The organism is Aeromonas sp. S15(2024) (assembly GCF_041402265.1).
Classification (GTDB): Bacteria; Pseudomonadota; Gammaproteobacteria; order Enterobacterales; family Aeromonadaceae; genus Aeromonas; species Aeromonas dhakensis.
Map to the genome: position 1 here is coordinate 13,214 of NZ_JBGLQY010000007.1, position 25,682 is coordinate 38,895.

General features: G+C 58.3%; 35 protein-coding genes. 25 read left to right on the forward strand and 10 right to left on the reverse strand.

The features are described from left to right. Nucleotides 1-338: 338 nt before the first annotated feature. The 10 genes from ACB033_RS14885 to ascN form a co-directional block, all read right to left on the reverse strand. Nucleotides 339-725, reverse strand: a complete 387-nt coding sequence (locus ACB033_RS14885) for a hypothetical protein (protein WP_139430468.1) — start codon at nt 723-725, stop codon at nt 339-341. After that, a complete protein-coding gene (locus ACB033_RS14890) occupies nt 722-1,669 on the reverse strand; it encodes a hypothetical protein (protein WP_139725144.1) in 948 nt (315 codons plus the stop codon). Before ACB033_RS14890 ends, ACB033_RS14885 begins: the two co-directional genes overlap by 4 nt. Before the next feature lie 111 nt (nt 1,670-1,780). After that, nucleotides 1,781-2,839: a type III secretion system export apparatus subunit SctU gene (sctU, locus tag ACB033_RS14895; protein WP_139725145.1), complete on the reverse strand. Its 1,059-nt coding sequence runs from the start codon at nt 2,837-2,839 to the stop codon at nt 1,781-1,783. Continuing rightward, the gene (sctT, locus tag ACB033_RS14900; RefSeq protein ID WP_123246430.1) at nt 2,836-3,624 is read right to left on the reverse strand and encodes a type III secretion system export apparatus subunit SctT; all 789 of its coding nucleotides are present in this window, start codon (nt 3,622-3,624) and stop codon (nt 2,836-2,838) included. Before sctT ends, sctU begins: the two co-directional genes overlap by 4 nt. Beyond that, nucleotides 3,621-3,887 carry a SctS family type III secretion system export apparatus subunit AscS gene (gene ascS / locus ACB033_RS14905; protein WP_033113185.1) on the reverse strand — a complete coding sequence of 89 codons (267 nt, stop codon included), beginning with the start codon at nt 3,885-3,887 and terminating at the stop codon, nt 3,621-3,623. The genes sctT and ascS overlap by 4 nt, the downstream gene beginning before the upstream one ends. A gap of 2 nt (nt 3,888-3,889) precedes the next feature. Next, nucleotides 3,890-4,543 (reverse strand): SctR family type III secretion system export apparatus subunit AscR, encoded by a 654-nt coding sequence (ascR, locus tag ACB033_RS14910; protein WP_005347912.1) that lies wholly within the window; start codon nt 4,541-4,543, stop codon nt 3,890-3,892. Then, a complete protein-coding gene (gene sctQ, locus ACB033_RS14915) occupies nt 4,540-5,466 on the reverse strand; it encodes a type III secretion system cytoplasmic ring protein SctQ (RefSeq protein ID WP_139725146.1) in 927 nt (308 codons plus the stop codon). Before sctQ ends, ascR begins: the two co-directional genes overlap by 4 nt. After that, complete coding sequence (locus ACB033_RS14920; RefSeq protein WP_139725147.1) at nt 5,463-6,542, reverse strand: type III secretion system needle length determinant; 1,080 nt, start codon at nt 6,540-6,542, stop codon at nt 5,463-5,465. Before ACB033_RS14920 ends, sctQ begins: the two co-directional genes overlap by 4 nt. A 6-nt stretch (nt 6,543-6,548) precedes the next feature. Further along, nucleotides 6,549-7,010, reverse strand: coding sequence for a YscO family type III secretion system apparatus protein (locus ACB033_RS14925; protein WP_139725148.1), 462 nt, complete (start codon nt 7,008-7,010; stop codon nt 6,549-6,551). Continuing rightward, nucleotides 7,007-8,329, reverse strand: coding sequence for a SctN family type III secretion system ATPase AscN (gene ascN / locus ACB033_RS14930; RefSeq protein WP_017784910.1), 1,323 nt, complete (start codon nt 8,327-8,329; stop codon nt 7,007-7,009). Before ascN ends, ACB033_RS14925 begins: the two co-directional genes overlap by 4 nt. Nucleotides 8,330-8,516: 187 nt before the next feature. Here ascN and sctW point away from each other — a divergent pair, with 187 nt between their 5' ends. The 25 genes from sctW to sctI all read left to right on the forward strand — a co-directional run bounded on the left by sctW (nt 8,517) and on the right by sctI (nt 25,679). Further along, the gene (sctW, locus tag ACB033_RS14935; protein ID WP_139725149.1) at nt 8,517-9,395 is read left to right on the forward strand and encodes a type III secretion system gatekeeper subunit SctW; all 879 of its coding nucleotides are present in this window, start codon (nt 8,517-8,519) and stop codon (nt 9,393-9,395) included. Then, on the forward strand, nt 9,376-9,657 hold the full coding sequence (locus ACB033_RS14940) for a TyeA family type III secretion system gatekeeper subunit (RefSeq protein WP_139725150.1): 282 nt from the start codon (nt 9,376-9,378) through the stop codon (nt 9,655-9,657). Before sctW ends, ACB033_RS14940 begins: the two co-directional genes overlap by 20 nt. Beyond that, nucleotides 9,654-10,025, forward strand: coding sequence for a SycN family type III secretion system chaperone Acr2 (gene acr2, locus ACB033_RS14945; RefSeq protein WP_139725151.1), 372 nt, complete (start codon nt 9,654-9,656; stop codon nt 10,023-10,025). Before ACB033_RS14940 ends, acr2 begins: the two co-directional genes overlap by 4 nt. Beyond that, nucleotides 10,022-10,387 (forward strand): type III secretion system protein AscX, encoded by a 366-nt coding sequence (ascX, locus tag ACB033_RS14950; protein WP_005347926.1) that lies wholly within the window; start codon nt 10,022-10,024, stop codon nt 10,385-10,387. Before acr2 ends, ascX begins: the two co-directional genes overlap by 4 nt. 2 nt (nt 10,388-10,389) lie before the next feature. Then, nucleotides 10,390-10,734, forward strand: coding sequence for a type III secretion system chaperone AscY (gene ascY / locus ACB033_RS14955; protein WP_021464323.1), 345 nt, complete (start codon nt 10,390-10,392; stop codon nt 10,732-10,734). Beyond that, nucleotides 10,667-12,829, forward strand: a complete 2,163-nt coding sequence (ascV, locus tag ACB033_RS14960) for a SctV family type III secretion system export apparatus subunit AscV (protein WP_371140579.1) — start codon at nt 10,667-10,669, stop codon at nt 12,827-12,829. Before ascY ends, ascV begins: the two co-directional genes overlap by 68 nt. Further along, nucleotides 12,826-13,281, forward strand: a complete 456-nt coding sequence (locus tag ACB033_RS14965; RefSeq protein WP_139725152.1) for an LcrR family type III secretion system chaperone — start codon at nt 12,826-12,828, stop codon at nt 13,279-13,281. The genes ascV and ACB033_RS14965 overlap by 4 nt, the downstream gene beginning before the upstream one ends. Before the next feature lie 39 nt (nt 13,282-13,320). Beyond that, complete coding sequence (locus tag ACB033_RS14970) at nt 13,321-13,605, forward strand: hypothetical protein (RefSeq protein WP_005302440.1); 285 nt, start codon at nt 13,321-13,323, stop codon at nt 13,603-13,605. Between the two features lie 9 nt (nt 13,606-13,614). Beyond that, nucleotides 13,615-14,553 carry a virulence-associated V antigen gene (locus tag ACB033_RS14975; protein ID WP_005302437.1) on the forward strand — a complete coding sequence of 313 codons (939 nt, stop codon included), beginning with the start codon at nt 13,615-13,617 and terminating at the stop codon, nt 14,551-14,553. A 9-nt stretch (nt 14,554-14,562) separates the two neighbouring features. Further along, a complete protein-coding gene (locus ACB033_RS14980; RefSeq protein ID WP_371140580.1) occupies nt 14,563-15,066 on the forward strand; it encodes a SycD/LcrH family type III secretion system chaperone in 504 nt (167 codons plus the stop codon). Continuing rightward, on the forward strand, nt 15,047-16,234 hold the full coding sequence (gene aopB, locus ACB033_RS14985; RefSeq protein ID WP_139725153.1) for a type III secretion system translocon subunit AopB: 1,188 nt from the start codon (nt 15,047-15,049) through the stop codon (nt 16,232-16,234). The genes ACB033_RS14980 and aopB overlap by 20 nt, the downstream gene beginning before the upstream one ends. Nucleotides 16,235-16,246: 12 nt before the next feature. Next, complete coding sequence (gene aopD, locus ACB033_RS14990) at nt 16,247-17,137, forward strand: type III secretion system translocon subunit AopD (protein ID WP_139725154.1); 891 nt, start codon at nt 16,247-16,249, stop codon at nt 17,135-17,137. A gap of 134 nt (nt 17,138-17,271) precedes the next feature. Then, nucleotides 17,272-17,715 (forward strand): type III secretion system chaperone, encoded by a 444-nt coding sequence (locus ACB033_RS14995; RefSeq protein WP_005302426.1) that lies wholly within the window; start codon nt 17,272-17,274, stop codon nt 17,713-17,715. A 2-nt stretch (nt 17,716-17,717) separates the two neighbouring features. Next, complete coding sequence (locus tag ACB033_RS15000) at nt 17,718-17,951, forward strand: T3SS regulon translocated regulator ExsE family protein (RefSeq protein WP_139725155.1); 234 nt, start codon at nt 17,718-17,720, stop codon at nt 17,949-17,951. After that, the gene (locus ACB033_RS15005; protein WP_139430480.1) at nt 17,948-18,355 is read left to right on the forward strand and encodes a YscW family type III secretion system pilotin; all 408 of its coding nucleotides are present in this window, start codon (nt 17,948-17,950) and stop codon (nt 18,353-18,355) included. The genes ACB033_RS15000 and ACB033_RS15005 overlap by 4 nt, the downstream gene beginning before the upstream one ends. Nucleotides 18,356-18,702: 347 nt before the next feature. Beyond that, on the forward strand, nt 18,703-19,518 hold the full coding sequence (locus ACB033_RS15010; protein ID WP_005302423.1) for an AraC family transcriptional regulator: 816 nt from the start codon (nt 18,703-18,705) through the stop codon (nt 19,516-19,518). Nucleotides 19,519-19,637: 119 nt separating this feature from the next. Beyond that, nucleotides 19,638-20,456: a T3SS regulon anti-activator ExsD domain-containing protein gene (locus tag ACB033_RS15015; RefSeq protein ID WP_005302420.1), complete on the forward strand. Its 819-nt coding sequence runs from the start codon at nt 19,638-19,640 to the stop codon at nt 20,454-20,456. Nucleotides 20,457-20,471: 15 nt separating this feature from the next. Then, nucleotides 20,472-20,897, forward strand: coding sequence for a YscB family type III secretion system chaperone (locus tag ACB033_RS15020; RefSeq protein WP_005302418.1), 426 nt, complete (start codon nt 20,472-20,474; stop codon nt 20,895-20,897). Then, on the forward strand, nt 20,870-22,714 hold the full coding sequence (gene sctC, locus ACB033_RS15025) for a type III secretion system outer membrane ring subunit SctC (RefSeq protein WP_193557966.1): 1,845 nt from the start codon (nt 20,870-20,872) through the stop codon (nt 22,712-22,714). The genes ACB033_RS15020 and sctC overlap by 28 nt, the downstream gene beginning before the upstream one ends. Then, on the forward strand, nt 22,711-24,012 hold the full coding sequence (gene sctD, locus ACB033_RS15030) for a type III secretion system inner membrane ring subunit SctD (protein ID WP_139397817.1): 1,302 nt from the start codon (nt 22,711-22,713) through the stop codon (nt 24,010-24,012). Before sctC ends, sctD begins: the two co-directional genes overlap by 4 nt. Further along, complete coding sequence (locus ACB033_RS15035; RefSeq protein ID WP_017786730.1) at nt 23,975-24,187, forward strand: EscE/YscE/SsaE family type III secretion system needle protein co-chaperone; 213 nt, start codon at nt 23,975-23,977, stop codon at nt 24,185-24,187. Before sctD ends, ACB033_RS15035 begins: the two co-directional genes overlap by 38 nt. Then, nucleotides 24,180-24,437 (forward strand): type III secretion system needle filament protein AscF, encoded by a 258-nt coding sequence (gene ascF, locus ACB033_RS15040; protein ID WP_005302405.1) that lies wholly within the window; start codon nt 24,180-24,182, stop codon nt 24,435-24,437. The genes ACB033_RS15035 and ascF overlap by 8 nt, the downstream gene beginning before the upstream one ends. Continuing rightward, nucleotides 24,437-24,790 carry a YscG family type III secretion system chaperone gene (locus ACB033_RS15045; protein ID WP_371140581.1) on the forward strand — a complete coding sequence of 118 codons (354 nt, stop codon included), beginning with the start codon at nt 24,437-24,439 and terminating at the stop codon, nt 24,788-24,790. The genes ascF and ACB033_RS15045 overlap by 1 nt, the downstream gene beginning before the upstream one ends. After that, nucleotides 24,787-25,341 carry a YopR family T3SS polymerization control protein gene (locus ACB033_RS15050; RefSeq protein ID WP_371140582.1) on the forward strand — a complete coding sequence of 185 codons (555 nt, stop codon included), beginning with the start codon at nt 24,787-24,789 and terminating at the stop codon, nt 25,339-25,341. Before ACB033_RS15045 ends, ACB033_RS15050 begins: the two co-directional genes overlap by 4 nt. Then, the gene (sctI, locus tag ACB033_RS15055; protein ID WP_371140583.1) at nt 25,341-25,679 is read left to right on the forward strand and encodes a type III secretion system inner rod subunit SctI; all 339 of its coding nucleotides are present in this window, start codon (nt 25,341-25,343) and stop codon (nt 25,677-25,679) included. Before ACB033_RS15050 ends, sctI begins: the two co-directional genes overlap by 1 nt. The last annotated feature ends 3 nt before the right edge of the window (nt 25,680-25,682 follow it).

Genomic DNA, 25,682 nt, shown 5'->3' on the forward strand with positions numbered 1-25,682 from the left:
TTAAGTTGGAAACCGACAATTAAGTTGGAAACTGAAAGGCCCTGCTTCGCAGGGTCTTTCTATTTACGCGGTACATGAATTGCGCAAAAACTGGGCGTTGATTGGGTAATATTAAGTGGCGAGATCCGCGTCGATGGCTCGCTTGCGGTCGGATTTTTATCGCGATCATTATGATAGAGGCAAAATGCGAGCCGTCACTCTTAGCGAACCTGCGTCAGTTGCGACAAACTGCCGTCGCATCATTGGGCAATAACGCGATGTTCTGTGAACTTGCCATAGCTTTTTTCTATTCGGTTTTGACCATCTAGAGAAGGAGGGCGTGATGCCCCCCTGCGCCTTTAACCGCGGATGGCCGCCGAGTGCTGGCAGCTTGCAAAGGCCGTGAGCGGGGGACTCTCCATGGTCAAAGCCTCCGCCTGATGCAGCATGCGGCTTATCAGGTCCACCATGATCTCCAGATCGAGCTTGTCCAGCCACTCACGAGCCCAGAGCAGGGTCGTGTGTTCATCCGTGCTGCTAAGCTGCAGCACCGGCCAATCGGCCATATTGGCCAGCGATGTTGCCTGAACGTTCCCCAGTGGAATGAACAGGGTAACCAGCTGATCCCGCTGCCGGACATGGAGGCTGAACGCGCCGACCGGGATGTCCAGTCCATCCCCATGCAGATACTCCTGTGGCAGTGAGAGATGGCGGCAGAGGGCAGATAGCAGGGCATTGAACATCATCGGGACTCCTGACTGGTGGTATCAAAAACGGACTCGGTGGGCGGCCAGAGATTGGCGATCGGGGGCTTGTCCGGTGTGCCGACCAGGCGAGCGCCGATGGTGGCAGCCCAAGGATCAATAACCTTGGCATTAGGGCCCCAGCTCTGGGGCTTGGAGAGTTCACTCCCTTCGGCCCGACCGATCACCACGAAGCAGTGCGTCTGGGAGTGCCCCTGAGCGCCACGATGAGCCAGTACTTCGATCCGCTGATCGCTGTTGTGGCGCAGCAGCTCGGCCGCGGCCGAGTAGGCCAGGGTTGAACAGCAACCCGCTTTGGCTTCATCCACCGCCTTGGCGATGTTCTCCATGGTACGCAGTGAGATGGGCTGCTTGTGACGAGTTATTTGAATGGCGGCCATGTTGGCGCTGTTATTGGCGCGCTGATTGGCGGCCAGACGTTGTGGATCCTGTCCGAAGGCATTGAGCTTGCCAATGATCTTCTGGTACGACGGGTTACTCGGCTGCACGAAGGTCTGGGCGTCGGTGCAGGCATAGCTGCCCAACTTTTCCAGGCCCGCCATGCTCCGTTGCAATAACGCCTGTGCTCCGCCGCCGACCACGCGAGTGGTCTGTTGCTGGGGTCTGGCGATGGCACCCTGCTCCGCCAGCGCCTGTTTCAACTCGGTCAGACGAGCGCCACGGGCCGCCACCTCCTTGGGGTGATGCTGCTCCCAGTGCTGGATGGCGTCTTGTACCCGCTGTGCCCTGCCTGCATCCGGGGTGGTCTGCAGTTGGCGCAGCGCATGAATGACATTCTTCAGGTCGCCGCTCTGAAAATGGCCGATGCCCCGCTGTACCGATTGCTCAAACAGTGTGTTCCCCCGAGCCAGCAGAGGACTGCCCTGGGATGATGGGGAAGAGACGGGGGCTTGCTGAACGGGTCCCCCGATGGCAGATAAGGCCATGCTGTTGTTCCTGAAATGGCTGACGAGTACGAATCATAACGAGTCATGGATGTGTGCTATATCAATCCGCGGTCGGGGATTTGTCAGTTTTTCGTGTCAGGGGGGCTGCGTTTACCACTGCGGACCTTCACTCTGGCGCCACTGCTCCAGCCAGCGCAGTACCTCGGCGGTCGCCTCTATCTGATCGGCGGGGATGTAGTTATTGATCAGGGCATCACGATAGAGGGCACGGGCCAGCGGAATGCGCTGCAGCACCGGAATACCCTCCTCTTCGGCAATCTTGCGCACCAACAGTGCCTGGGCATCGGTGAACTTGAGGGTGACCACCGGCAGCGGGGTCTCCCCCCGCTCATAGCGAATGCCGATGGCGATATGGGTCGGGTTGGCCACGATGACCGAGGAGCGCTTCACGTCGGCGCGCATGTTGCTCGATTGCAGCTCCTGGTGGAATTGACGACGCTTGCTCTTGATCTCGGGGCTCCCCTCCATCTCCTTGTACTCCCGTTTCACCTCGTCCTTGCTCATCTTGAGCTGCTTGATGTGTTGATGATGCTCGAAGGCATAGTCGGCGATGGCGATCACCACGAAACCCATGGCGCAGATCGCCATCAGCTGGCCCAGCATGCCTCCCAGCACAGGGGCGATGCAGCTCATGCCACAGCCGGGCAATTGCAGCATGGCCTGCAGGTTACCCTCTATGGTGACCCACACCAGCAGGCTCAAGAGGCTCACCTTGAGCAGCGATTTGACGAATTCCATCAGGCTCTTGATGGAGAAGATCTTCTTGGCCCCCTCTACCGGATTGATCTTCTTGATATCGGGTTTGATCGATTCGCCGCTCAGCAGAAAGCCGTACTGGGCGATGTGAGAGACGAGCACCACCAGCGCCGAAACCGCCAGAATGGGAATGCAGAGGTAGGCGAGCTCCTGCAACAGATTCTCAACCACATGGTTGAGGGCTTGGGCAAAGGGGAGATTGAGGTGGGACTCCGGGATCAGCATCAGCTTGCCCAGATGCTCGAGGTAGTAATCGGACATCGCCATCAGCATGCCGACCAGGCTCAGGATGATGGCGGTGGAGACCACCTCCTTGCTCTTGACCACCTGCCCCTTGTTGCGGGCATCGCGCAATTTCTTGGCGGTGGGCTGTTCGGTCTTCTCGCTGCTCATCGTGGCTCCAGTATGGGGGCAAGCAGCCGGAGGGGATCCATCACCGCCAGCACCTGCCTATAGGCGTGATCCATCATCAGCTTGATGTAGATGACCAGCAGCAGGCTGGCGACGGCGCTTTTGATCGGCATCGCCAGTACGAAGACGTTGAGGGAGGGGGCGAAGCGGCTGATGAGAGCCAGCCCGAATTCGGCCAGAAACATGGCGATCAGGAGCGGCGCCGCCAGCAGGGCGCAGAGCAGCAACATCTGGCTGAACTGGCTGTAGAAGAAGCTCACCCAGAGATCGCCGATGGCGGGAAAGAAGCGGGTGACCGGCCAGCTGGCATAGCTCTGGAACAGGGCCGAGAGCAGGGCGAGAAAGGCGCCCCCGGAGAAGAAGAGGGTGATCAGGGTCTGGGTCAGCAGCAGGCCGGTGGGGCTGGTCTGGCTGGCGAGACTCGGGTTGAAGAGCGAGGCCATGGCCGCACCGCGCTGGTTGTCTACCAGAAAGCCGCTTGCCTCAACGGCCCAGAAGGGGATGGCGGCGACAAAACCGATCAGCAGGCCGAGCAGTACCTCCTTGGCCACCAGCAGGGCCAGATCGAGGGCATCGATGGTGGGGGGTAGGGTGTCGGCCACCATGGGATAGGCGAATAGCGCCAGCGAGCAGACCACGCCGTTGCGGATCATCGCCCCCCCCAGCATCTGCTTGCTGAGCACCGGCAGCATGACGAAGCAGCTGATAAAGCGCGGCAGCAGCAGGGTGTAGGCCAGCATCTGGCCCTGCAGGCTCTCGAGGGTCATTGGATCTGCGGCACCTTGAGCAGCACCATGTCGGCAAAGCTGTAGAGCTCGTTGCCAAGCCAGGCGGTGGTGGCAAACAGGGTGATCACCACGGCGATGAGCTTGGCGACAAAGCCCAGCGTCTGCTCCTGGATCTGGGTCAGCGCCTGCAACAGCGAGACGAGGGTGCCCACCAGTGCGGCCACCAGCACGGGGGGCATCGAGAGGATCAGCACCAACCAGAGGGTCTGGCTGGTGAAGTGAAGAATATCGGCGTGGCTCATGACTAGCCTCCGTAACTGGTAACCAGCCCATGGGTGAGGCGGGCCCAGCCATCGAGCAGCACAAACAGCAGCAGCTTGAAGGGGAGCGAGATGGTCATGGGGGAGACCATCATCATCCCCATCGCCAGCAGAATGTTGGAGATGATGAGATCGATGGCGATAAAGGGCAGATAAATCAAAAACCCAATCTCGAAGGCACGGCTCAGTTCGCTCACGGTAAAGGCGGGTAGCAGGATCAGCAGGCTGTCAGGCTCCAGCCGGTCGGCGTATTCGCTGGGCCAGAGCTGCTTGGTGCTGTCGATGAAGAAGGCGTGCTCCCGCGGCTTGATCTGCTTTTTCAGAAAGGCGCGGTAGGGGGCCATCCCCTCGTCGAGAAACTTCTCCACCGATTCTGACTTGCTGAGCGATACCTCGTTCTGGCGCAGGTAATCCTGGGTGGCAAACCCGACCGGTGCCATCACATAGATGCTGAGGATGATGGCCAGCCCGTACATCGCCATGTTGGGGGGGATCTGCTGCACCCCGAGGGCGTTGCGCAGCAGCGAGAAGACCACCGCCAGCTTGACGAAGGAGGTGGCCATCACGGCGATAAAGGGGAGCAGGGCCAGCAGGGCCAAGCCGACGATGAGATTGAGCTCGTCCGGCAACTGGATCATGACGGCGACTCGCTCTTGAGGCGCTCGACCCGTACCCCAAGCCGTCCCTGGATTTCAACCAGTCGACCGCTGCCGAGCAGGTGACCATTGCTGATGATACGCACCTCGCCATCGATGGGGGCGCCGAGATCGACAAGGGAGCCCGGTTGCAGTGTGGTGAGGGTGTGCCAATCCAGCGTCTGGCGGCCCACTTCGAAGGTGACCTGAATGGGCAGGCCCTCCAGCTGGCTGGCGTCGAGGGCGTCATCGGGGGCGGCGTTGTGCATGGCAGTCAGTTCCAGATGTTGTGGATGGGGTTGGCAGTAGGCAAAGGGGCGTCCCTCGACGCAGACCAGTAGTTGCTGGCCGAGCAGAGGGTGGGGCGGCGGCAGCAGCACATCGCCACAGGCCAGCGTCTCGAGATCGGCGATGGCGACGCGCATCGCCCCCCATTGCAAGGAGAGGGTGAGCGGCAGCGGCAACCGCTGTTGGATAGGCCGGGGAGGCAGTTTGCCAAGCAGTGGGCCGGGCTCGGCGAGCCAGAGGGCGAGGGTCGCCCCCTCGCGCTTGAGCAGGAGTTGCAGCGCGGGCTCGTCGGTTTCTTCACCGATAGCATGAGCGGCCAGCGCCGAGCAGGTGAGGCCGCCAAGGGGCTGCCCCAGCCGCTCGATCAGTGCCAGCTGCAGGGACTCGGGCAGGCTCAGCAGGGCCGCCTGCTGCAGATCCGGTGCCAGCCAGCGGGCCAGCTCGGCGCCATGGCACAGAAGTGTCACAGAGAGCCCCTGCCACTGCAGTTGCAAGCGGCAGTCGAGGCTGGCCGGCAGCGGCGCGATGGTGAGTCGGAGCTCGCCGCCACTCCAGTCGTAGTGGTGGCGGCACTGGCTGAGCCGCTGCTGCAGGGTCAGCTCAGTCTGCGAGGCAAGGGTAAAGGCAATCGATGTCATGCGTCGGCATCCCACTCGTCATAGATGGATCGTTTCTGGCGCGATCCCTGTTCGCTGTCGCCTCGGGTGAAGAGATCGAAGGCGACCCGCTCACCGGGGTAGAGCCGCTGCAGGCGATCGATGAGTTCACTGCGCCCCTGATTGAGCAGCAGCTGTCCCTGCTCGCTGGCGAGGATCTCCACCTGCAGCGCCCCCTGATGGTGCTCGATGCGGATGGCGAGATCGCCGAGCGCAGGCAGGGTGAGCTGCAGCAGGGGTGGGCGATCCGGGCGACCCACTTCCAGCTGAATGTCTACCGCAAGCCGGCTCAGCAGCTGACCCAGCTCGTGGTAATCAGAACTGGGGGCAACTCGAGCCAGCAGCAGATCCCCCGGTGTCACTGTGAGGGGGGGCACCCGGATGACCGAGCCGACAAAGCGTCCCCCCTCAGGCGGTACTTCCTCGTCGCTGATGGGCGCACTCTCGAGCGGCTCCTCTTTTGGTGGTGTCGGCTCAACGCATCGCAGGGATGCGAGCTCGCCGCGCTCCGGCAGTGTGTCGCCCTCTGTCGGGGGCTGGCTTTCTACTTGCAGAGCCGGCGTGTGCACATAGTGTTGTTCCTGCGCGCTGGGTTCGACCGCAACAGGGGACGTGGCATCGCTTGCAATATCGCGCGGCAACCTCGTCTCCTGAGCGTCCTCGCTCCCTTGTTGTGCAACCGGCGCCGTGTTGCCTGCCCCTGTTGATGGTGACGCGGCGGGCAGTGGTTGGGCTTCCTGCCGATCGCTTCCTTCTAGCAGGTCGGAGGGCTCCTTGGACTGTGGGGCCTGGCGAGCTTGCCGCTTCTGCGCGAGTCTTCTCTCTTCGGCAGCGCCCTGGCGGCCGGCAAGGTCGTCATCCGGTGTCGACCTGCGGCTCTCATTCGGTTTGCCGAGTCGCTCCTGTGGGCCACTTGCCTTCGGCTGTGTGGAACCTAGGCGCAGGGCCTGCTCGAAGCGCTGCTGCTGCACCTGATCGGCCTTGATGAGCTCCTGTCGCAGGCTCAGCGGCTCGGAGGTGGCCATGGTGTCTGCACTGGGGGTGATGAGTCGGTTCATCTCTGGTCACATCCTGATCTGCTGGCGGAACTCTTCCTGTTCCTGCTCTTCGTTGTAGTCGCGCAGGGCTTGCCGGGCGGCCTGCTCCTGTCGGTGTAATTCGGCAAACTTTTCTTGCTGCTGGCGAGCGCGGTGCACAGTCAGTTGGCACGCCTGCAAGCGGGTGCGCTCCTCGGCCACCCGTTCGCCTTGCTCGGCCGCCATCTGCTCGAGGTGCGCCTCTTTTTCTCGCAGCAGGGCGACCTTCTGTTGCCACGCCTTGAGCCCCTTGCGATCGAGCTGCTCTTGCTGACAGAGGGCAAACAGGCGGTCCTCCTCGGCAAGGCGCCACTGGCGGTAGTCCTGGCTCTCCTGTTCGGCTTCCCGCTGACGGGCGTGGGCCTGTTGCAGCCGGGCCTGCTGGGCCGCGAGCTGCTGCTCGGCTCGTTCCAGCCGCAAGTGCTTGATTTTTTGCAGACGCCCGATCATCGGGTCAGTGCATCCAGGGTAGCGAGCGCGTCTGGCAGAGCGCTCGGCTCATGGGTTCCTTGTCTCAGCCACTGCCGGATCGCCTCGATACGGGCGATCGCCTCGTCGGCCACCTTGTCCTGCCCCTTCTGGTACTCGCCGATCTGCAACAGCAGCTCCACTTCTTCGTACTTGGCCAGCCAACTGCGCAGGCGACCGGCCTGTGCCTGATGGTCTGGCGTTATGATCTGGTTCATCACCCGGCTGGCGGAGCGCAGCACGTCGATGGCCGGGTAGTGGTTGGCCGCCGCCAGCTTGCGCGAGAGGATGATGTGACCATCGAGGATGGAGCGGGTCTCATCGGCCACCGGCTCTGTCATGTCGTCCCCCTCCACCAGCACGGTGTAGAGGGCGGTGATGGAGCCCTTGTCCGACTGACCGGCCCGCTCCATCAGGCGGGGCAGGGCGGCGAAGACGGACGGCGGGTAGCCGCGCCGGGTCGGCGGCTCGCCGGCGGCCAGACCAATCTCGCGCTGGGCGCGGGCGAAGCGGGTGACAGAGTCCATCAGCAGCAGCACCCGCTTGCCCTGATCACGAAAATACTCGGCGATGGAGGTGGCGACAAAGCCGGCCTTGGCCCGCTCCATGGCGGGGCGATCCGAGGTGGCCACTACCAGCACGGCTTTCTTGAGACCCTCTTCCCCCAGATCTGCCTCGATAAATTCCCGCACCTCCCGGCCCCGCTCACCGATCAGCGCCAGCACTGTGACATCCACCTCGGCGCTGCGGATAAGCGATGCCAGCAGGGTACTTTTGCCACCACCGGCGGCGGCGAAGATCCCCATCCGCTGCCCCTCGCCGCAGGTGAGCAGTCCATCGATGGCGCGAATGCCCAGCGAAATTGGTTGTTCTATTCGCTTGCGACTCATGGGGGCCGGTGCATCCCGATAGACCGGATACCAGGCGGCGGGCTCCGGTAGCTGGCCGCCCGAGAAGGGGTTGCCAAGGCCATCCAGTACCTGGCCCAGCAGATGTTCGCCGACCCCGACCTGATGCATGGCACCGGTCGGGCTCACTTCGGTATTGGAAGAGATGCCAAACATCTCGCCCAGCGGGGTGAGCAGCGCCTGATGCTGGGCAAAACCGATCACCTCGGCCTGCAGGGAGAGGGTGTTGTCGGGGTTGCGCAGATGGCAGAGCTCGCCGATGCGCACTCCGGGCACCACGGCTTTGAGCAGGGTGCCGGTCACCTGGGTGACCCGGCCACGGATCTGGATAAGACGGCACTCGTCGATGGCATGACGTAATTGGCCGGAGATGTGGTCGAGGGAAAGGGTCATGAAACTGCACCAGTGGAAACGGTGGCCACTATAAGGAAACCCTGTCGTGCTGGATTTCAGCACGAGTCGGGACTTTTTAGAAAACGGTTGGGGCAGGCCTAAAAATTCACGGCTGATTTTGGCATAGGTGCAATGAGGCGGTTTTTATAATGCCACCCTCATCAAACCATTCATCACGGGAGTTTCCATGGCCACTATCCAGAGCAACCCCTACGTTACCGCTACCCAACCTGAAGGGCGCGGGGAGGAGGCCTCTCGGCAACAACTTCCTCTGCCGGGAGGGTTGTTTCAGGGCGAGCGGGTCGTGCTGGCTTCTGCGTCTCAATCCCTGGCAGATGCCGCGGAAGAGCTCACCTTTGTCTTCTCCGAACGTTCAGAGCTCTCGCTCGCCAAGCGCAAGTTGAGTGACAGCCATGCCCGTATCAGCGAGATCGAGGCACTGGTGGGCGACTATCTGGACAAGGTGCCCGAGCTCGAGCGCCAGCAGAAGATCAAGGAGATGGTGAGCCATCTCGGCAGCGGCAGGCTGGCCAATCTATCTCAGCTGCTGGCTTATCTGGAAAGCTATTCCGGCGAAGTCAGTGAACAGTTTGAGGCGCTCTGTCAGGCCCGCAAGGCGCTGGCCGGGCGGCCCGAGATGCAGGGAACCCTCAATCTTATCGAGCAGGCGCTGGCCAAGCTGGCTGAGGATCAAGGTGCCGCTATCGTGCTGGGTGCCCGTATCACAGGGCCGGCGGCCGATGCAGCCAGACAAGGAGTCGGCAGTGAGCAGGACTTGCGTGATCTCTACCGTGATGCGGTACAAGACTATCGCGCACTCTCGGTGGCCTGGCGTGATATTCACAGCCGCTTTGGCAACGGTGCATTGGAAAAGGTAACCGGCTTCATGATGAAGGCCCTCAGCGCCGATCTGGATAGCCAGCAACGTTGGCTCGATCCGGTCAAGCTGGAGCGGGTGATGAGCGACATGCACAAACTGCGGCTGCTCAATACCTTGTCGGCCCAGGTAGATGAGCTGTGGCAACGAGTGAAGGAGGGAACGGCCCATGGCATACGGGCCTTCTGATCTGATGGGCGATCTGATTGCACTGGTGGAAAAACGCTGGGCAACCGTCCGTGATGTGGAGCAGGTCGGGGCGGCGCTTGAACTGGCTGAGGTCCAGATGCAGGTGTTGCTCTACCAGGAGCTCAAGCGATTGGTCCGGTTGCTGCCGGTGGAGCTCTTCAGTGAGGAAGAGCAGCGTCAGAACCTGTTGCAATGTTGTCAGGGGGCGCTCGATAACGCCATCGAGCGCGAAGAGGATGAGCTGTCCGGAGACCCGTCATGAACTGGATTGAACCCCAGCTGGTGCAATTTTGCCAGGATCTGGGTATTACCATCGGGGATAACCCCCATTCCCTGATCCAGCTTGAACTGGAGCAGAGCGGCACCCTGCAACTGGAACGTCATCAGGGGCAGCTGACCCTCTGGCTGGCTCGCCGGGTGCCATGGCACCAGAGTGGCGAGGCCATCCGCCGTGCCATGAGCCTCACCACCGCGGCTCAGGCTCCCGCCCTGCCGGTACGTTGCGGCTGGCTGGAAGAGGATCAGTTGATCCTGTTCGTCACACTGGATGAGCGAAACGTCACCCTTCCTCTTCTGCACCAGGCGCTGCGCACCCTGACCCAGTTGCAGCGTGAGGCCCTGGTGTCATGAGTCGTATTACTGCGGCCCATATCGGTATCGAGCAACTGAGTGCCATCCGGCTCGATGAGCAGGATCAGAGCCTGCCGGGGCGTTATGCCCTGTTGCCGGATGGCCAATCCATCGAACCCCATATCACCAGGCTTTATCCCGAGCGTCTGGCCGAGCGGGCGCTGCTGGAGTTCGCGGCGCCAGAGCGTGGCTTTCACGATCTGCGGCGGCCGCGGGATTTCAGTATGGCGATGCAGGGGTTGCGAGCCGTGCTGATGGAGGGGCAAACGGCCGAGTTAAAGGCGGCCGGATTACTGCTCGAGCGGATGCACGAGGATGAACAACTGATGCAGATGACCCTCCATCTGTTGCACAAGGTATGACCATGATTCTTTCGTCACAGCAGCAGGATCTGTTGCTGCTCACCGGTTGGCTGCATCTGCAGTACGGCCACGCCGATCGTGCGACCACGCTGCTGGCAGCCCTGTTGCAGCTCTACCCGGCGCATCAGGCCGGACGACGCATGCTGCTGGTATCACTGCTCAAGCTGGGCCGTGGCGAGGAGGCGCTGGCGCACGTGGAACAGCTGGTGGCTGAAGGTGAGGCGGATGGGGCCTTGTGGCTCTGTCGCAGCCGTGCCTGCCAGTTGGCAGGAAGACTGGATGAAGCCCGCTTCGCCTATCAACACTATCTCGAACTGGAAGAGCAGAATGAATCAACGCTCCCTTGAGCTGCTGCGCCGGATAGGCGAGCGCAAGGACATCATGCTGGCGGTGCTGCTGCTGGCCATCGTCTTCATGATGGTCTTGCCGCTGCCGCCGGTGGCCCTCGATATTCTGATTGCCATCAACATGACCATCTCGGTGGTGCTGTTGATGATGGCGGTTTATATCAATTCGCCGCTGCAGTTTTCCGCCTTTCCTGCGGTGCTGCTGATCACCACCCTGTTCCGGCTTGCCCTGTCGGTGAGTACCACCCGGATGATCCTGCTGCAGGCTGATGCGGGGCAGATCGTCTACACCTTCGGCAACTTCGTGGTGGGGGGCAATCTGGTGGTGGGGATCGTCATCTTCCTCATCATCACCATCGTCCAGTTTCTGGTGATCACCAAGGGCTCGGAGCGGGTGGCGGAAGTCAGTGCCCGTTTCTCTCTGGATGCCATGCCTGGCAAGCAGATGAGTATCGATGGCGACATGCGTGCTGGCGTAATCGATGTCCATGAAGCACGGGAACGGCGCAGCATCATCGAGAAGGAGAGCCAGATGTTCGGCTCCATGGATGGTGCCATGAAGTTCGTGAAAGGGGACGCCATCGCGGGCCTCATCATCATCTTCGTCAACATCCTCGGTGGGGTCACCATAGGGGTCACCCAGAAGGGGCTGGCGGCAGCCGAGGCATTGCAGCTCTACTCCATCCTGACGGTGGGGGATGGCATGGTGTCGCAGGTGCCGGCCCTGCTGATCGCCATTACGGCGGGCATTATCGTCACCAGGGTCTCTTCCGAAGAGTCCGCCGATCTTGGTTCCGATATCGGTGCCCAGGTAGTGGCCCAACCCAAGGCTATGTTGATTGGCGGCGTGCTGCTGGTGCTGTTTGGCCTGATCCCGGGTTTCCCCATGGTCACCTTCTTCACCCTGGCCGCTGTGGTGACGGCCGGGGGCTATTTCATCGGGCTGCGTCAGCGCAACGCGCAAAGCAGCAACCAGGACTTGCCCACGGTATTGGCGCAGGGGGCGGGGGCGCCGGCGGCCCGCAGCAAGCCCAAGGCTGGCAGCAAACCCCGCGGCAAGCTCGGTGAGAAGGAGGAGTTCGCCATGACGGTGCCCCTTCTGATCGATGTGGATGCCGCCCTGCAGGCCGAGCTGGAAGCCATCGCGCTCAACGATGAGCTGGTACGGGTTCGGCGGGCGCTGTATCTCGATCTCGGGGTGCCCTTCCCGGGAATTCACCTGCGTTTCAATGAAGGCATGGGAGAGGGGGAGTACCTGATCCAGTTGCAGGAGGTGCCGGTGGCTCGCGGTCTGCTGCGGCCGGGTCATCTGCTGGTGCAGGAGAATGCTTCCCAGCTCGACCTGTTGGGGGTTCCCTATGAAGAGGGTGCCCCTCTGCTGCCCGGGCAGCCGACCCTGTGGGTGGCCAAGGAGCATCAGGCGCGGCTTGAGAAGACCAGGCTGGCTTCACTCACCCCCGATCAGGTGGTGACTTGGCACCTCTCTCACGTGCTGCGCGAGTATGCCGAGGACTTCATCGGCATTCAGGAGACCCGCTATCTGCTGGAGCAGATGGAAGGAAGCTACGGCGAGCTGGTGAAGGAGGCGCAGCGCATTATTCCGTTGCAGCGCATGACCGAAATCCTGCAGCGGCTGGTGGGGGAGGACATCTCCATCCGCAACATGCGCGCCATCCTGGAGGCCATGGTGGAGTGGGGCCAGAAAGAGAAGGATGTGGTGCAGCTCACCGAGTACATCCGCAGCAGTCTCAAGCGCTACATCTGCTACAAGTACGCCAACGGCAACAACATACTGCCTGCGTATCTGCTCGATCAGCAGGTGGAAGAGCAGATCCGCGGTGGCATTCGCCAGACCAGTGCCGGTAGTTATTTGGCGCTCGATCCCACCATTACTCAAGGCTTTCTCGATCAGGTTCGCCATACGGTGGGAGACTTGACGCAGATGCAGAACAAGCCGGTGCTCATCGTCTCCATGGATATCCGCCGCTATGTGCGCAAGCTCATTGAGGGGGATTACCATGCCCTGCCGGTGCTCTCCTATCAGGAGTTGACCCAGCAGATCAATATTCAGCCGCTGGGAAGGGTCTACCTGTGAGTGTCGAGCGGCCGGCCTGCGAGCCCCTGCTCCCCTGGTTGCTGGCCAGGGGGCTAGAGGTGGCGCCCTACTATCTCGGTAATACCCCAGTCCAGCTTGGTCACGGTTTTTGGTACCGCAGTGTCTATCTCGCCTGGCGGGTCGATCCCGCAACCCGGCGGGTGTGGATACTGTTGGTACGCCGCCACGGTGAGCGGCCCGGGCTGGCCAACCCCTTCGCCGCCCTCTATCTGCTGGCTGAAGCCACTCTGGCAGTGCTCGGACCGGGCCATTTTCTCTACGGCAATGTCGATGTCTTTCGCGGCAGCTCCCTGAGCGGCGAACGGCTCAGCCGCTTCTACTCGCGCTGGACCGGCGCCAGCGAACCCGAGCCGGGCTGGTTCATGTTGGCGGCCGAGCGCGTCTGTTCACTGCGAGATATGCGAAAACGACAAAAGGGCGGCCTTGCGTGACAGGCATGCCCAAAAGGGCCTCATAGAATAGGAGCCAAGATGAAACAACCGCGTTATGCCCACCATAGCGAAACCGTCGCCCAGGCGGAGCAGGCCATTGCAGACAATGATCACCGCCATGCCCTGTTGCAGGAGATGCTGGCCGGACTGGATCTGTCAGAACAGACCTGTCAACTGCTGTTCGATGCACCGACCGAACAGGTGGCAGTGGCCGAACAGGAGATGCTGGCGGAGATCCAGCGCCGGCAGGCGTTATCTCCATCCCAGCCGGGAGAGTCCCGCAAGAGCCGTCGCCCTACCATGATGCGCGGACTGATGATTTAAGGAGTCGTGATGAGCACTATCCCTGATTACAACACCAACCCCGGCGGGTTCGTCGGCTGGCTCGATGGGCAATCGCTCGACCAGTTGCCGGGCAATAAAAATCCCAAACTGGCCGAGTTGCTCGCCTTGCTCGACGGCAAGATCACCCTCAGCGCCGACCAACCGACACTGCTGACCAAGGCACAGCTTGAGAAGTTGTTGGCCGCCTATCTGACCAATCCTGACGCCATTCATGGGGGCTGGGCCACAGGCCAGTTCCAGGCAGGCCAAGAGGCGGCAATTGATGCCATCAAAGGCATGATCGAACGGGGGAAGAATCAGACTCCGCCGAAGACGCAGTGGAGCGTATCTGAATTCATGCTGCTATCTCTCAGCGCGTTGACCATGGATCGTCTGGATGACGACATCATCACCACCTTTACCGGAGTGATGGCGTTTCAGGACAACAAGCGCAAGGTGCTCAGTGACGAGCTCAAGGGGATGACCGCCGAGCTGAAGATTTATGGGGTGATCCAGTCGGAGATCAACAAGGCGCTCTCTGCAAAATCTGACCAGACCTTCAAGACCGACTTCAACCTGATGGATTACAAGCTCTATGGCTATGGCTCGGAGGCTCAATTCAAGCTGGGGGCTGAGTTCAAGTTGCTTGCGCAAATGCAAGATAGTGCCGGCAAGGTGACGGTGAAGGCATTTCTTGAAAGCGACAAGAAGCAGAGCGGAGCCATGAGTGGTATAGAGGCCGAGTATGCCTATAACAAGGACAACAACAAGCTTGGCAACTTCTCCACCAGCGTGAGTGACCGCTCGCGGCCGCTCAACGATCAGGTCAGTGAAAAAACCACCCGCCTCAACGACGTCAGCTCGCGCTACAACGCCGCCATCGAGGCACTCAACCGCTTTATCCAGAAATACGACAGCATCATGCGCGACATTCTTGGCGCCATTTGAGGAGATAACATGCAGACCGATACCACCCAGACTCCGGAATATGAAGCCAAGCTGGAAGCCTTTATGGCCGATGGTGGCACCCTGGCCATGCTGCAGGATATTTCCGACGACACCCTGGAGCAGCTTTATGCGTTGGCCTTTGGTCAGTATCAGGCTGGCAAGTGGGAGGATGCCCACAAGATTTTTCAGGCCCTCTGCATGCTGGATCACTACGAGTCGCGCTATTTCCTTGGGCTCGGTGCTTGCCGGCAGGCAATGGGAGAGTTCGAGACGGCGGTCGAGAGCTACAGCTTTGGCGCCATGCTCGATCTGAACGATCCCCGTTTCCCGTTTCATGCCGCCGAGTGCCGGCTGCAACAAGGTGATTTGAACGGGGCCGAGAGTGGCTTCTACTCGGCCCACCTGCTGGCGGACGCGGATCCGTTGCAGGCCGATCTGGCGGCAAGCGCCAAGGTCATGTTGGAAGCCATCGCAATCAGAAGGGATCAGCAAGATGAACCCGATCAGCAATGAAAGAAGCGTTTCCTCGCTGGGAAACACAGGTGACGTAACGGGTCTGAAGCCCGTTGCTCAGCCTCGCAGTGAAACGCGGCTCGATGCCGCGACGGCGCCAGCCAGTGGGCAGGTCCGCAAGCCGGGTGTTTCTTTGAACGCCCCCCTGGCAGTGAGCAATGGTCAACCCGCTTCTCAGCAATTGACTGACGTCAGCAGATTGCTGACACAGGTCAAGCAGAATGCCAGCCTGCTCCTGCCGCACACCAACGCATTGGTTTCGGCCGCCTTTACCTCGCCGGAAGCCTTTGAAATTGAGCTGGGCAAGTTGACCAGTGATCTGGAGAAGACCCAGAACAGGCTCAAACTCGCCGATCTCGATCGGGCCCGCACCCAGAACGAGAAGAAGATCGCCGAGAACCAGGAGAAGATCAAAGAGGCCGAAGAGAGTGCCCAGAAGGCCAAAAAATCGGGTCTGGCCAGCAAGATCTTTGGCTGGATCAGTGCCATCGCGTCCATGATCATCGGGGCCATCATGGTGGCGACCGGTGTCGGGGCCGCAGCAGGTGCACTGATGATTGCCGCTGGTGCGGTCGGTGTCGTCAATATGGCGGTACAGCAGGCAGCTGAGGATGGTCTTATCTCCAAGGAGGTGATGGAGAAGCTGGGGCCTGTGCTTATGGCGGTGGAAATTATCCTCGCAGTTGCCTCGGCGGTGGTGACATTTGGCGCGGGAGCGGTCAAGGGACTTGCCAAGCTGGGGGTAAAAATGGGCTTCAAGATGGCGGGCAAGGGGGCGAGTGAAATGGGCCTCAAGCTTATCCAGAACTCCGCCAAGGTTTATATGAAGGCCGCCGACATCTCGGCCAAAGTAGCAGGGAATGCCGCGAGTACCACGGCGAAAATGGCCAAGATCGGTACCCAAACAGCGGATATCATCGTTGATGTGGGCAATGGTGTGACCAAGACCGTCGATAGTGCAAACCAGGCCAAGCTGCTGCTCAAGCAAGCTGATCTACTGGAGAACCGCCAAGAGATGACGGCGCTGCAAGGGGTGATCGACAAACTCAAAGAGGCGATTGCCCAGATGATCGAGGCGTTTCAGCAGACCATGGAGATGATCTTTCAGATGCTCAACGCCAAGGGTGACATGATGAACAACCTGGCCCGCAGGCCGGCCGCTATCTAAGGAGTATTGCTCATGATTAACAGTGATTATGCCAATGGCGTAAACCATACCAGCCTGTTACCCGAAATGCGCACCGGCGAGAGCCAACAGGTTCGTCACCCGGAAACGATCCATGAGGCTGCTGGCTCGGGCGGTCAGCGAGCGGCAGAAAACAAGAGCCTGCCAGTGCTGCCGCGTCCCTCCGTCCCCTTTGATACCAAGGGCGTTACCCAGATGACGGAACAGCTGGAAAGCGTGATGGACATGATGTCGCTGCTCTTCAAGCTGGCACGTCAGGCCCGTGAAATGGGACTGGTACAGCGGGATACCGAGAACAAGCTGGTTATCGGTCATCAGCAGGCGCAAGTCGATGAGATGCGCCATGGCGCCATGTTGATGATTGCCACTGCCGTGGTCTCCGGTGTGATGGCTGTTGCATCGGCGGTCATGGGAGGCTTCTCCATGGCCAAATCGGCCAAGACGATCAAACAGGACAAGGCGCTGAATGCCAATATTGCCGGGCGACAGCAGGAGTTGAAGCAGATCGGGGATATCAAGAAGACGGCGGGTCTTGAGATGGGGGATGCTGGCCAGGATCTGACTGCAAGGATCAAGAACGACAAGGCAGCCCTGCTGACGTTGAACAAGAAGTTTGATGCCAACAATAGCCGTCAACAACTTGCCGGCACCGTGACCCAGTCAGTGGGACAAATGAGTAATTCTGCAGTGCAGGTATCGCAGGGTACGAGCCAGGCAGAGGCCAAGGAAGACGAGGTCAAAGCGATCATCAGTCAGGCCGAGAAGCAGAAGATTGAGGACAACATGTCCTTCAATGTCAACTTCATGAAAGACGTGCTGCAACTGATGCAGCAGTATGCTCAGAGCCAGAACCAGGCTTGGAAAGCGGCCTTTGGTGTTGCATAAACACCATGATCGTCAGGGCGCCCATTCGGGCGCCTTTTTGTTTTCCGGCCATTTTTCATAAAAGAGCCGCCCTTGAGTGACAGCCTGAGGTGGAATGGCAGGCTACCATCCTCTCCTCTCTGCTGGAGGACAACATGGATCTACCCCTCATCATCAATCAGCTGCTTGCTGAGTTTGCTACCAAGTACGGCCTGCCATCTCTGGTTTTGAACCAGGAAGGTGTTGCGGCATTGTGTTTTGATGATCACTTGCAACTAGCCTTAATCCTGGTTTCAGAGCGAGATCAGCTGGTCTTGCAGGCCAACGTAGCCGAGCTGCATCAGGTTGGTGAGGGTATATTCCGCCAGTTGGCCAGTTTCAACCGTCATTGGTATCAATTCAATTTGCACTTCGGTTTTGACGAATCGTCGCTGATGGTACAGCTCTATCGTCAGATGTCAGCCAGCCAGCTGACGTTGGCCTCTCTTGAAACAAGCCTTGCCAGCATGCTTGAACATGCCGAGTTCTGGCAGGAGCTGCTGAGGTCATCACATCACGTTGAGACGAATCATGATGAGATGCAGGGTGTTCGGGTGTAACCATGAAGATACAAGAGCAGCAAGTGATGGCCCTGTCGCAAGGTGCCGCACGATCTCAAGATGGCAACTTTTCCGGGCGGGAGATGCATATAGTTTCGATTGGCAGTGATCCTCAACCGTTGGCGGTACAATTGCGTGCTTCCATCCACCTTGATCAAACTCAGGAAGTAGCGTTGCAACGCTTGCAGCAGGGAGAACATTTGCCACTGTCGGAGCGGAGGATCAGGGTCGTATGAAAAAATGGCTGGTGTTGGTGTTGATGATGTTGGGCTTGCTGACAGGCTGCGTCACGACGCCGATGGTCAAGCCAGCGTTGAGGCAATTGAAGGGAGAGGTTCATCTGGCTGGAACACTCCCTCGGCCTGCCCGAGTGGAGGTCACTGCGCTGAGCGTTATCGACGGTCGTCCTCTGGTGGTGGCTGCAACGGAATACGAAGTAACCATGTTGCCACTGATATTCGAGCTACGTCTGACACCGCTGCAAATGGCAGAAGGCAATATATATCTGCGAGCCAGATTGCGTTTCCTTGACAGTTCAGTTGTGCAAGCAGCGTATCAACAAAAAGTTTTTAAGGAATTTAATCCGGATACATATCATTTCGAATTGCGGCCAAGATCTTGTTATCCACAATGTCAATAAATGCTGAACTAACAAACGACGCTAAAATCAATTGTTTATCAACAATCTGTCTTATTGGAAAAGTTTATTTTTGTAACAAACTATCATCCTCATATAACGACAGCTTTAGTTTAGTCATCAAAATGATACATCAATAGTGTATTGGCTCTAATTTATGACTGGTTTTCTTGCGCATAGCTGTTGTAGGATGCTCCCCCTCATTTCAAAGGTGATTAATTAATTGCCTATATTGGAATCAGTTAATTCAATACAGAATAAATAAAACGCCAATAATAAGACGCCCGGCAGAAATCCTGTCTTTGCTGAGGAGTCACAGGCACCACGCGCAGATTCAGGAAAACGACAATATGAAAGGCATTACAACCACAGAGAAGGGCGATATAGCCCAGCTCCAGTGGTGCATGTCTGCTTTTAGTGTCATTGAGCATTCGCAGGAGGGAATATATATCCTCTTGGATGGAACTATGACCTGGCAGGACTGCACCGATACTTACGAGTTATCCGCTAACGAGTTGATGTTCGTGCGCCGTGGCAATTATGCGGTCTGTACCGGTGAAGCGCCTTGTCACCTGCTTTGGTTACCCCTCTCAAATACTTTTTTGCAAGGTTTTTTGCAACGTTTTGGTGCACTGTTGAGTGACGTGCCCAGAATAGACACGATTGCACCTAGTTTATTGCCATTCGGCACCTCACCGTTGCTGGCTCAATGCATCCAAGGGTTGCATGGCCTGACTGAACACGAATATCCACCAGCCCTTGCCCAATTGCGTACCGAGGAACTGCTGTTTCTGCTGGCATTTGGGGAGCACGGTCCGCAATTGATGTCCATCTTGCGTCAACTGAGTAATCGACAGGTTGAGCGCTTGCAGCATTTCATGGAAAAGCACTACCTGATGGAGTGGAAACTCAGCGAGTTTGCCAAAGAGTTTGGTATGGGACTGACCACCTTCAAGGAGCTTTTCGGCTCTATCTATGGTGTTTCTCCTCGTGCCTGGATCAGCGAGCGCCGTATTCTCTATGCTCATCAGTTATTGCTCAATAGCGAGATGAGCATAGTGGATATTGCGATGGAAGCCGGTTTCTCCAGCCAGTCCTATTTCACTCAAAGTTATCGGCGCCGGTTTGGTTGTACGCCAAGCCGCGCCAGACATGGCAAAGATTAACGCCGGACTAAAATAATCGGACGTTTTTTATAAGTCGGAAGAGGGAGTAATGGATAGAATAGCCCGCATATCAACACACTATTCGATTATTGCCCGCAGCAAGATGAGCAAGGCATAGCATGAGTCAGCAAGATCACCACTCCCCAAAACGAGGCTTGTTTGCAGGCCGTCGGGTTACGGTTGTCCAGCCAGAGCGTCTTTCTCTAGAGCAGCTGGTTGGCCAGCAATCCGTGCTCTGCTACCAGGATGCCGGTGTGCTCACGGCACAGCAACTGAACCTGCTGCAGCGTGTGTTGCCCAGAACCCGATTGGAGGGTCTGCTTGCATCTGTCTGGCTGCAGCGCCGTCTGGAGGTTGCCATGGCTGTGTCACGTCAGGACATGCAACGGATCCTGCGCTCGGCTGCGAACGCAGAAGAGGGCTCCTGGGTCGAGCAACTGGGAGATGTTATCAACCTGGCTGAACGCCCGTTACTATGGCACTGGGTGCTCTACCCCCTGCATCGCTGGTGGGTTTGCCATCAGGAGCCTCTCCACTCAGGCTGGACAACCGAATTGGCGCAACTGCAGATCATGCGGCGTCAATTGAATGCTCAAGCCGTTTTCTGGCAGACGGTGGTGGATGTCCAATCCGGTATCGAGAGCAAGATTGACGCCCAGCTTGCCCAGTTGACTCGGCGTGAACAGGAGCTGCTGCAGTTGCAAGCCGAATGTGAAACACGTCTTCATCTGGCTTGGCCTGCATGGTATGCGCGGCACACAACAGAGGGCGAGCTACAGACATTGATGCCGGTCCCGCTGGAGCTGGAAAAATTCTGGCATTTACTGGAAGCCCTGCCAGTTCAGTCCACTGCTGCCGAGCCATTGCATGCGTGGCTGGCAGAAAGAGGATTGGCCCTTTCCCAGGATCGTTTCTACTGGCTGCCACAGGCCCGCTAGATAACCCGAGGACCTATGCAAACTCTACTCAATCGATTGGCCGAAAAGCTGGGCCAAGGGCCTTTTGTTGCCGATGTTCAGGGAAAGTACCATCTGCGGCTTGATGGTTATCCTCTTTTTCTGTTGCCAAGACCAAATGAACTCTTGGTGAGTACGCCCCTGGCAAGTGCCGCCGGGCAGCGAGCCCAATTGCTGGAACCGTCACTGTTGAAGAGCCTTCTGCAACAAGCCGTCGCTTGGGCGCGCCATGCTCCCCAGGCTTTGGTACTGGACGAATTGGGCAATCTGCAGCTGGAGGCCCGACTCGCCCTGGAGTGGCTTGATGAGCATCAATTGGAGGCTCATCTGAGTCAGCACATCGCGTTGCTGGAAAGGCTCGAACCCCAACTGAATGAGGCGGCCATGGCCCCCCAATGGAGACAGATGATATGGCATCCCTGAGCGTGCAACGCCTGCTTCGTCCTCTGTTGTTGTTCTGTATGGGAGCGATGGCATGGTCTCGCCCTGCACTGACGCAAGAACTGGATTGGCTTCCCATGCCTTACAGCTATGTAGCTGAAGGGGAAAGTCTGCGGGATGTACTGGTCAATTTTGGTGCTAACTACGAGGTTTCCGTAGTGGTGAGCGACAAGATCAACGATCAGGTGAATGGCCAGTTTGAACATGAGGAACCCTTGGCATTCTTGCAGCAGCTGGCATCCCTCTACAACCTGGTCTGGTACTACGACGGCAACGTGTTGTACGTGTTCAAGAACAGTGAAGTCCAGTCCCGACTCATCAAGTTGGCACAGACCGGTGCCGCGGAGCTGAAGCAGGCTCTGTTGCGTGCAGGTATCTGGGAGCCTCGTTTTGGCTGGCGTCCGGACGCAGATAATCGTCTGGTTTATGTCTCCGGTCCTCCGCGTTACCTCGAACTGATTGAGCAGACCGCCATGGCGCTGGAGCAGCAGTCCCAACTGCGCAGCGAAAAGACTGGACCACTTGCCATCGAGATTTTTCCGCTCAAGTACGCGTCAGCCACCGACCGGGCCATTCAATATCGTGACAAAGATGTCGATGCCCCTGGTGTCGCCACCATTCTTTCCCGGTTGCTCAGCGATGCAGGTGTACAGATGGTCAATGGCGAAGGCGCAAAAGGGGTTGGCACCAATTCGGGCCAGGCCATTGTCCAGGCAGACCCTTCCCTCAATGCCGTGCTGGTTCGTGATGCGCCGGAGCGGATGGCCATGTATGGCAAGCTGATTGCGGCTCTGGACAAACCTGCCGCTCGTATCGAGGTTGCGCTCTCCATTATTGACATCAACGCCGAGGATCTCTCCCAGCTGGGGGTTGATTGGCGAGTGGGGATCCGTACCGGTTCCAACCAACAGGTGATTATCAAGACCACGGGGGACCGCAAAGGGATAGAAGGGGGGGCCGCTCTCGGCAGTCTGGTGGACTCCAGAGGACTCGATTATCTGCTGGCGAGGGTCAATCTGCTGGAAAATGAAGGAAATGCCCAGGTGGTGTCTCGGCCGACCTTGCTGACCCAGGAAAATACTCAGGCCGTGATCGATCACAGTGAAACCTATTACGTCAAGATCAGCGGAGAACGGGTAGCAGAGCTGAAAGGAATTACCTACGGCACCATGTTGAGGATGACACCCAGGGTGATCCAATTGGGAGACAGGCCGGAAGTGAGCCTGAGCCTGCACATCGAGGATGGCAGTCAAAAACCCAACAGTTCGGGTTTGGATGGTATTCCCACCATCAGTCGTACCGTTGTGGATACCATTGCTCGGGTTGGACATGGGCAGAGCCTGCTCATCGGTGGGATTTACCGTGACGAATTGAGCGAGAGCCTGAGCAAGGTACCTTTTCTGGGGGATATCCCCTATCTGGGGGCTCTGTTTCGCAGCAAGGAGAGCCAGACACGCCGTCAGGTGAGGTTATTCATCATCGAGCCCCGGCTGATCGATGATGGCATCGCTCATTACCTGTCGTTGGGGCATGGGCAGGATCTGCGCGCCGGGGTGCTGGGTGTCGATGAGATCTCCAATCAGAGTCTCTCCCTTGGCAAGGTGCTCGGCGGAGCCCAGTGTCAACCCTTGGCCGCAGCCCGTGAGGTACAGCAACTGCTGCGCCAGGGGGGCAGGAGCTCTTCTCTGACTCGTTGTCAGATGGGTCGTGAGCAGGGGTGGCGCCTGGTCGAAATGAGCAAAGAACAGAAATGCACACCGGCTCTGGAGTGGTGTGTGCAAGCCGGGGAAGCGCGATGAGCTGGAAATGTCGCATATACCGCGGGTTGAATCAGGGGGTCGAAGTCACGCTGCCAGAGGGGCGTCTGGTCATCGGTGCAGATCCGCTGCAAGCCGATCTGGTTTTGGTGGATGAGGGAATGGCTCCCGTTCACCTGACCTTGATGGTGACCTCGGAAGGGATCACTTTGCAGGAGTGGGCTGAAGGGGTTGTCCCTACCCAGGACGGAGACGTGCTGGAGGTAGGAGCCTTGCTCAAGGCGGCTACCCGGCTTGAAGCCGGCCCGCTGCTCTGGAGTTTTTGTGATGGCAGTCTATCACTGCCAGAGCAGTTGGAACCGCTATTGGTGGCTCAGACTGTTCTTCGCCCACCAAAGCGTGCCCGGCGCGCCGACCTCTGGATGGGGGGATTGTGTCTGATGCTGGTCATCGCAGTGCTGGTTCTGCTTGGACATGGCTGGTGGCAGGGAAACAGTGACAATGACGTTGTTCGTCAGGAGCAGACCCTGAAGCGTTTTCTTGTGTCACCGGTTTATCAGCAGGTAACGCTCAGCAGCGATGTCCAGGGGTTGTGGCTGCTGTCCGGTTATGTGGATGAGAACAGCACTCGACTGGCACTGCAACAGTATTTGGACGGCAGTGGTTTCAATTATCGGCTGGATGTTCGCACCATGGAGGATCTTCGCCAGGGTGCCGGCTTCATCTTGCAGAAGTTAGGTTATGAGCAGCTGCAGATCCGCAATGGCAAGGAGCCTGGCTGGCTGCGGTTGAGCGGCGAGATTGATACGCAGGATCCAAATTGGAACAAGCTTGATTCCCTGCTCAGACAGGAGGTCCCCGGGCTGATGGGGATTGAAAATCAGGTGCAGATCGCAGGTACTTATCGCGAGCGGCTGGATGGATTGTTGCAGGAACAAGGACTGTCCCGTGCGCTGCGCGTGAGTGAAACGAAAGGGCGGCTTGAAGCTTCCGGGCAGTTGGATGGCACCCAGCTTGTCAAGTTTCAATTGGTACAACAGCAATTTCGGCGGGAGTTTGGTGCTCATCCTGTGCTGGAGCTGATTAATCAGACCAGGACGCCACGTCAGGATGAGCTGGAATTTGAGGTACGCAGTGTCTCGTTTGGCCGCGTTCCTTACGTGATCCTGGCTGATAACCAGCGTTATCCCGTCGGTGGTGCGACGGCTGGTGGGGTTCGCGTGCTGGCCATCCGTCCGGATGCCGTGGTGGTCAGCAAGGGAAAACAACAATATATCGTCAAGTTAAAAGGAGTCGAGCGTCATGATGACCAATTTGGAAGCGCGACTGTCCGGCGTTGATCCCACCTTTGCTCGCGAGCTGCAGGAGCAGCTGGTGCAGGCACTGGGGGCTGTGAAACGGCAACTGCTGCGCGGTGGAACCCCGCAACAATATCGAGAGTGGCAACAGGAGGCTGACGCCATTGAGGCGGGGCTCAAGATCATTGGCAAGATAAAGGAGTACAACCATGGCTGATTACTTTACCTATACAGACAAGAACAGTAACACCCTCGACCAGGTGGCAACCAACCTCTCGGGACAGGCCAATACGGCTAATACTGAGGTCAACAAGGCCATTGAGGCGATGAAAACCAACCCGGACAACCCTGCGTTGCTTGCCGAGCTGCAGCACAAGATCAACAAATGGTCGGTTATCTACAACATCAACTCCACCGTGACTCGGGCCATGAAGGATCTGATGCAGGGCATTTTGCAGAAGATTTGATGATGAATATTGAACTCAAGAAGCTTCTGGCAGAACTGGCTCTGGCGGGCACAGGGCATCATTGCCATCGGGAGACGGCTTCCATCGCCGACTGGCTGGCTCATGAAACATCCATGGCTGAATGCGTGACCTTGATTCGCCTCTCCTCCCTGATGAATCAAGGAGACTATCAGGGGGCTCTGTTACTGGGGCGCACTCAATCTTCGCCGGATATTGAGCCCTGGTTAGCCCTGTGTGAATGGCGCCTTGATATGCATGATGAGCTGGTTGTGCGCCTGACAAGGCTGGAAGAGAGCGGGCAACCCGCTTTGCAGCAGTTTGCGGCTGGCTTGCGTGAGCAGATGGCATCATGAAGATTGAAGGCGGCGTCAATTCCCTTGGCTATGGGGAGGGGCAGTCCGAGACGTTTTCCAAGCCGCTGGTGCAGCACGGGTTTGAACGTCTGCTGGCTCGCACGGATGAACCAAAACTGTTTGAACGCTGGAAACAGGGCTCTGCATTGGAATCCCTATTGCAGGGTGCGTCATCTGCGGTTCAGCGGGATCTGCTATGGCAAATTCATCAGCAAGGAGGGGAGCAGGCAAAATTGGTTGGCAGTCAGCTGTTTCAGCCGGTGACAGACAAGCTGATCGCCCATTTTTCAGGTCGTCAGTTGCCTGTCGTGGCCGCGATTGATCTGCCGGAGTTGCGGGCTCTGATGCGCGAGTTTGACCCGTTGCCGTCGCGACGGGAGAAGGTACTCCTAAACGTAATGGCAGACCTCAAGAAAGTTGCCACCGGAGATCAAACTGACCTGATATATCTCGATGAATTGGCCCGCCGTGAATTGATGACGCTGATCCCGCTCAACGGCATGGTGAACAACCTGATGCGACACTCGCACAAACTTGATCTGGAGGCATGATGGAAATTTCCCAGTCAGCCCAGGCGGTCGTAACCAGCCTGGATGAGTTGAAGACGACGGATGCGACCTCTTCCCAAGTTGCCAGTTTTGAACAGGCGATGAGTTCCCCATCCCAGGGGATTGGTGGTTCTTTGCTTGGGGAGTTGGGGGAGATCAGGCAGAAATTTGTAGAAGCCAAGGAGAGCTTGCGCGCCGAGCTATCGACGCCAGGCGATGATCCCAACAGTCTGATGCAGATGCAGTGGTCATTGATGCGGATCACCATGCAGGAAGAACTGATTGCCAAGACGGTCGGCAAGATGAGCCAGAACGTTGAAACTCTGTTAAAGACCCAGTGAGGT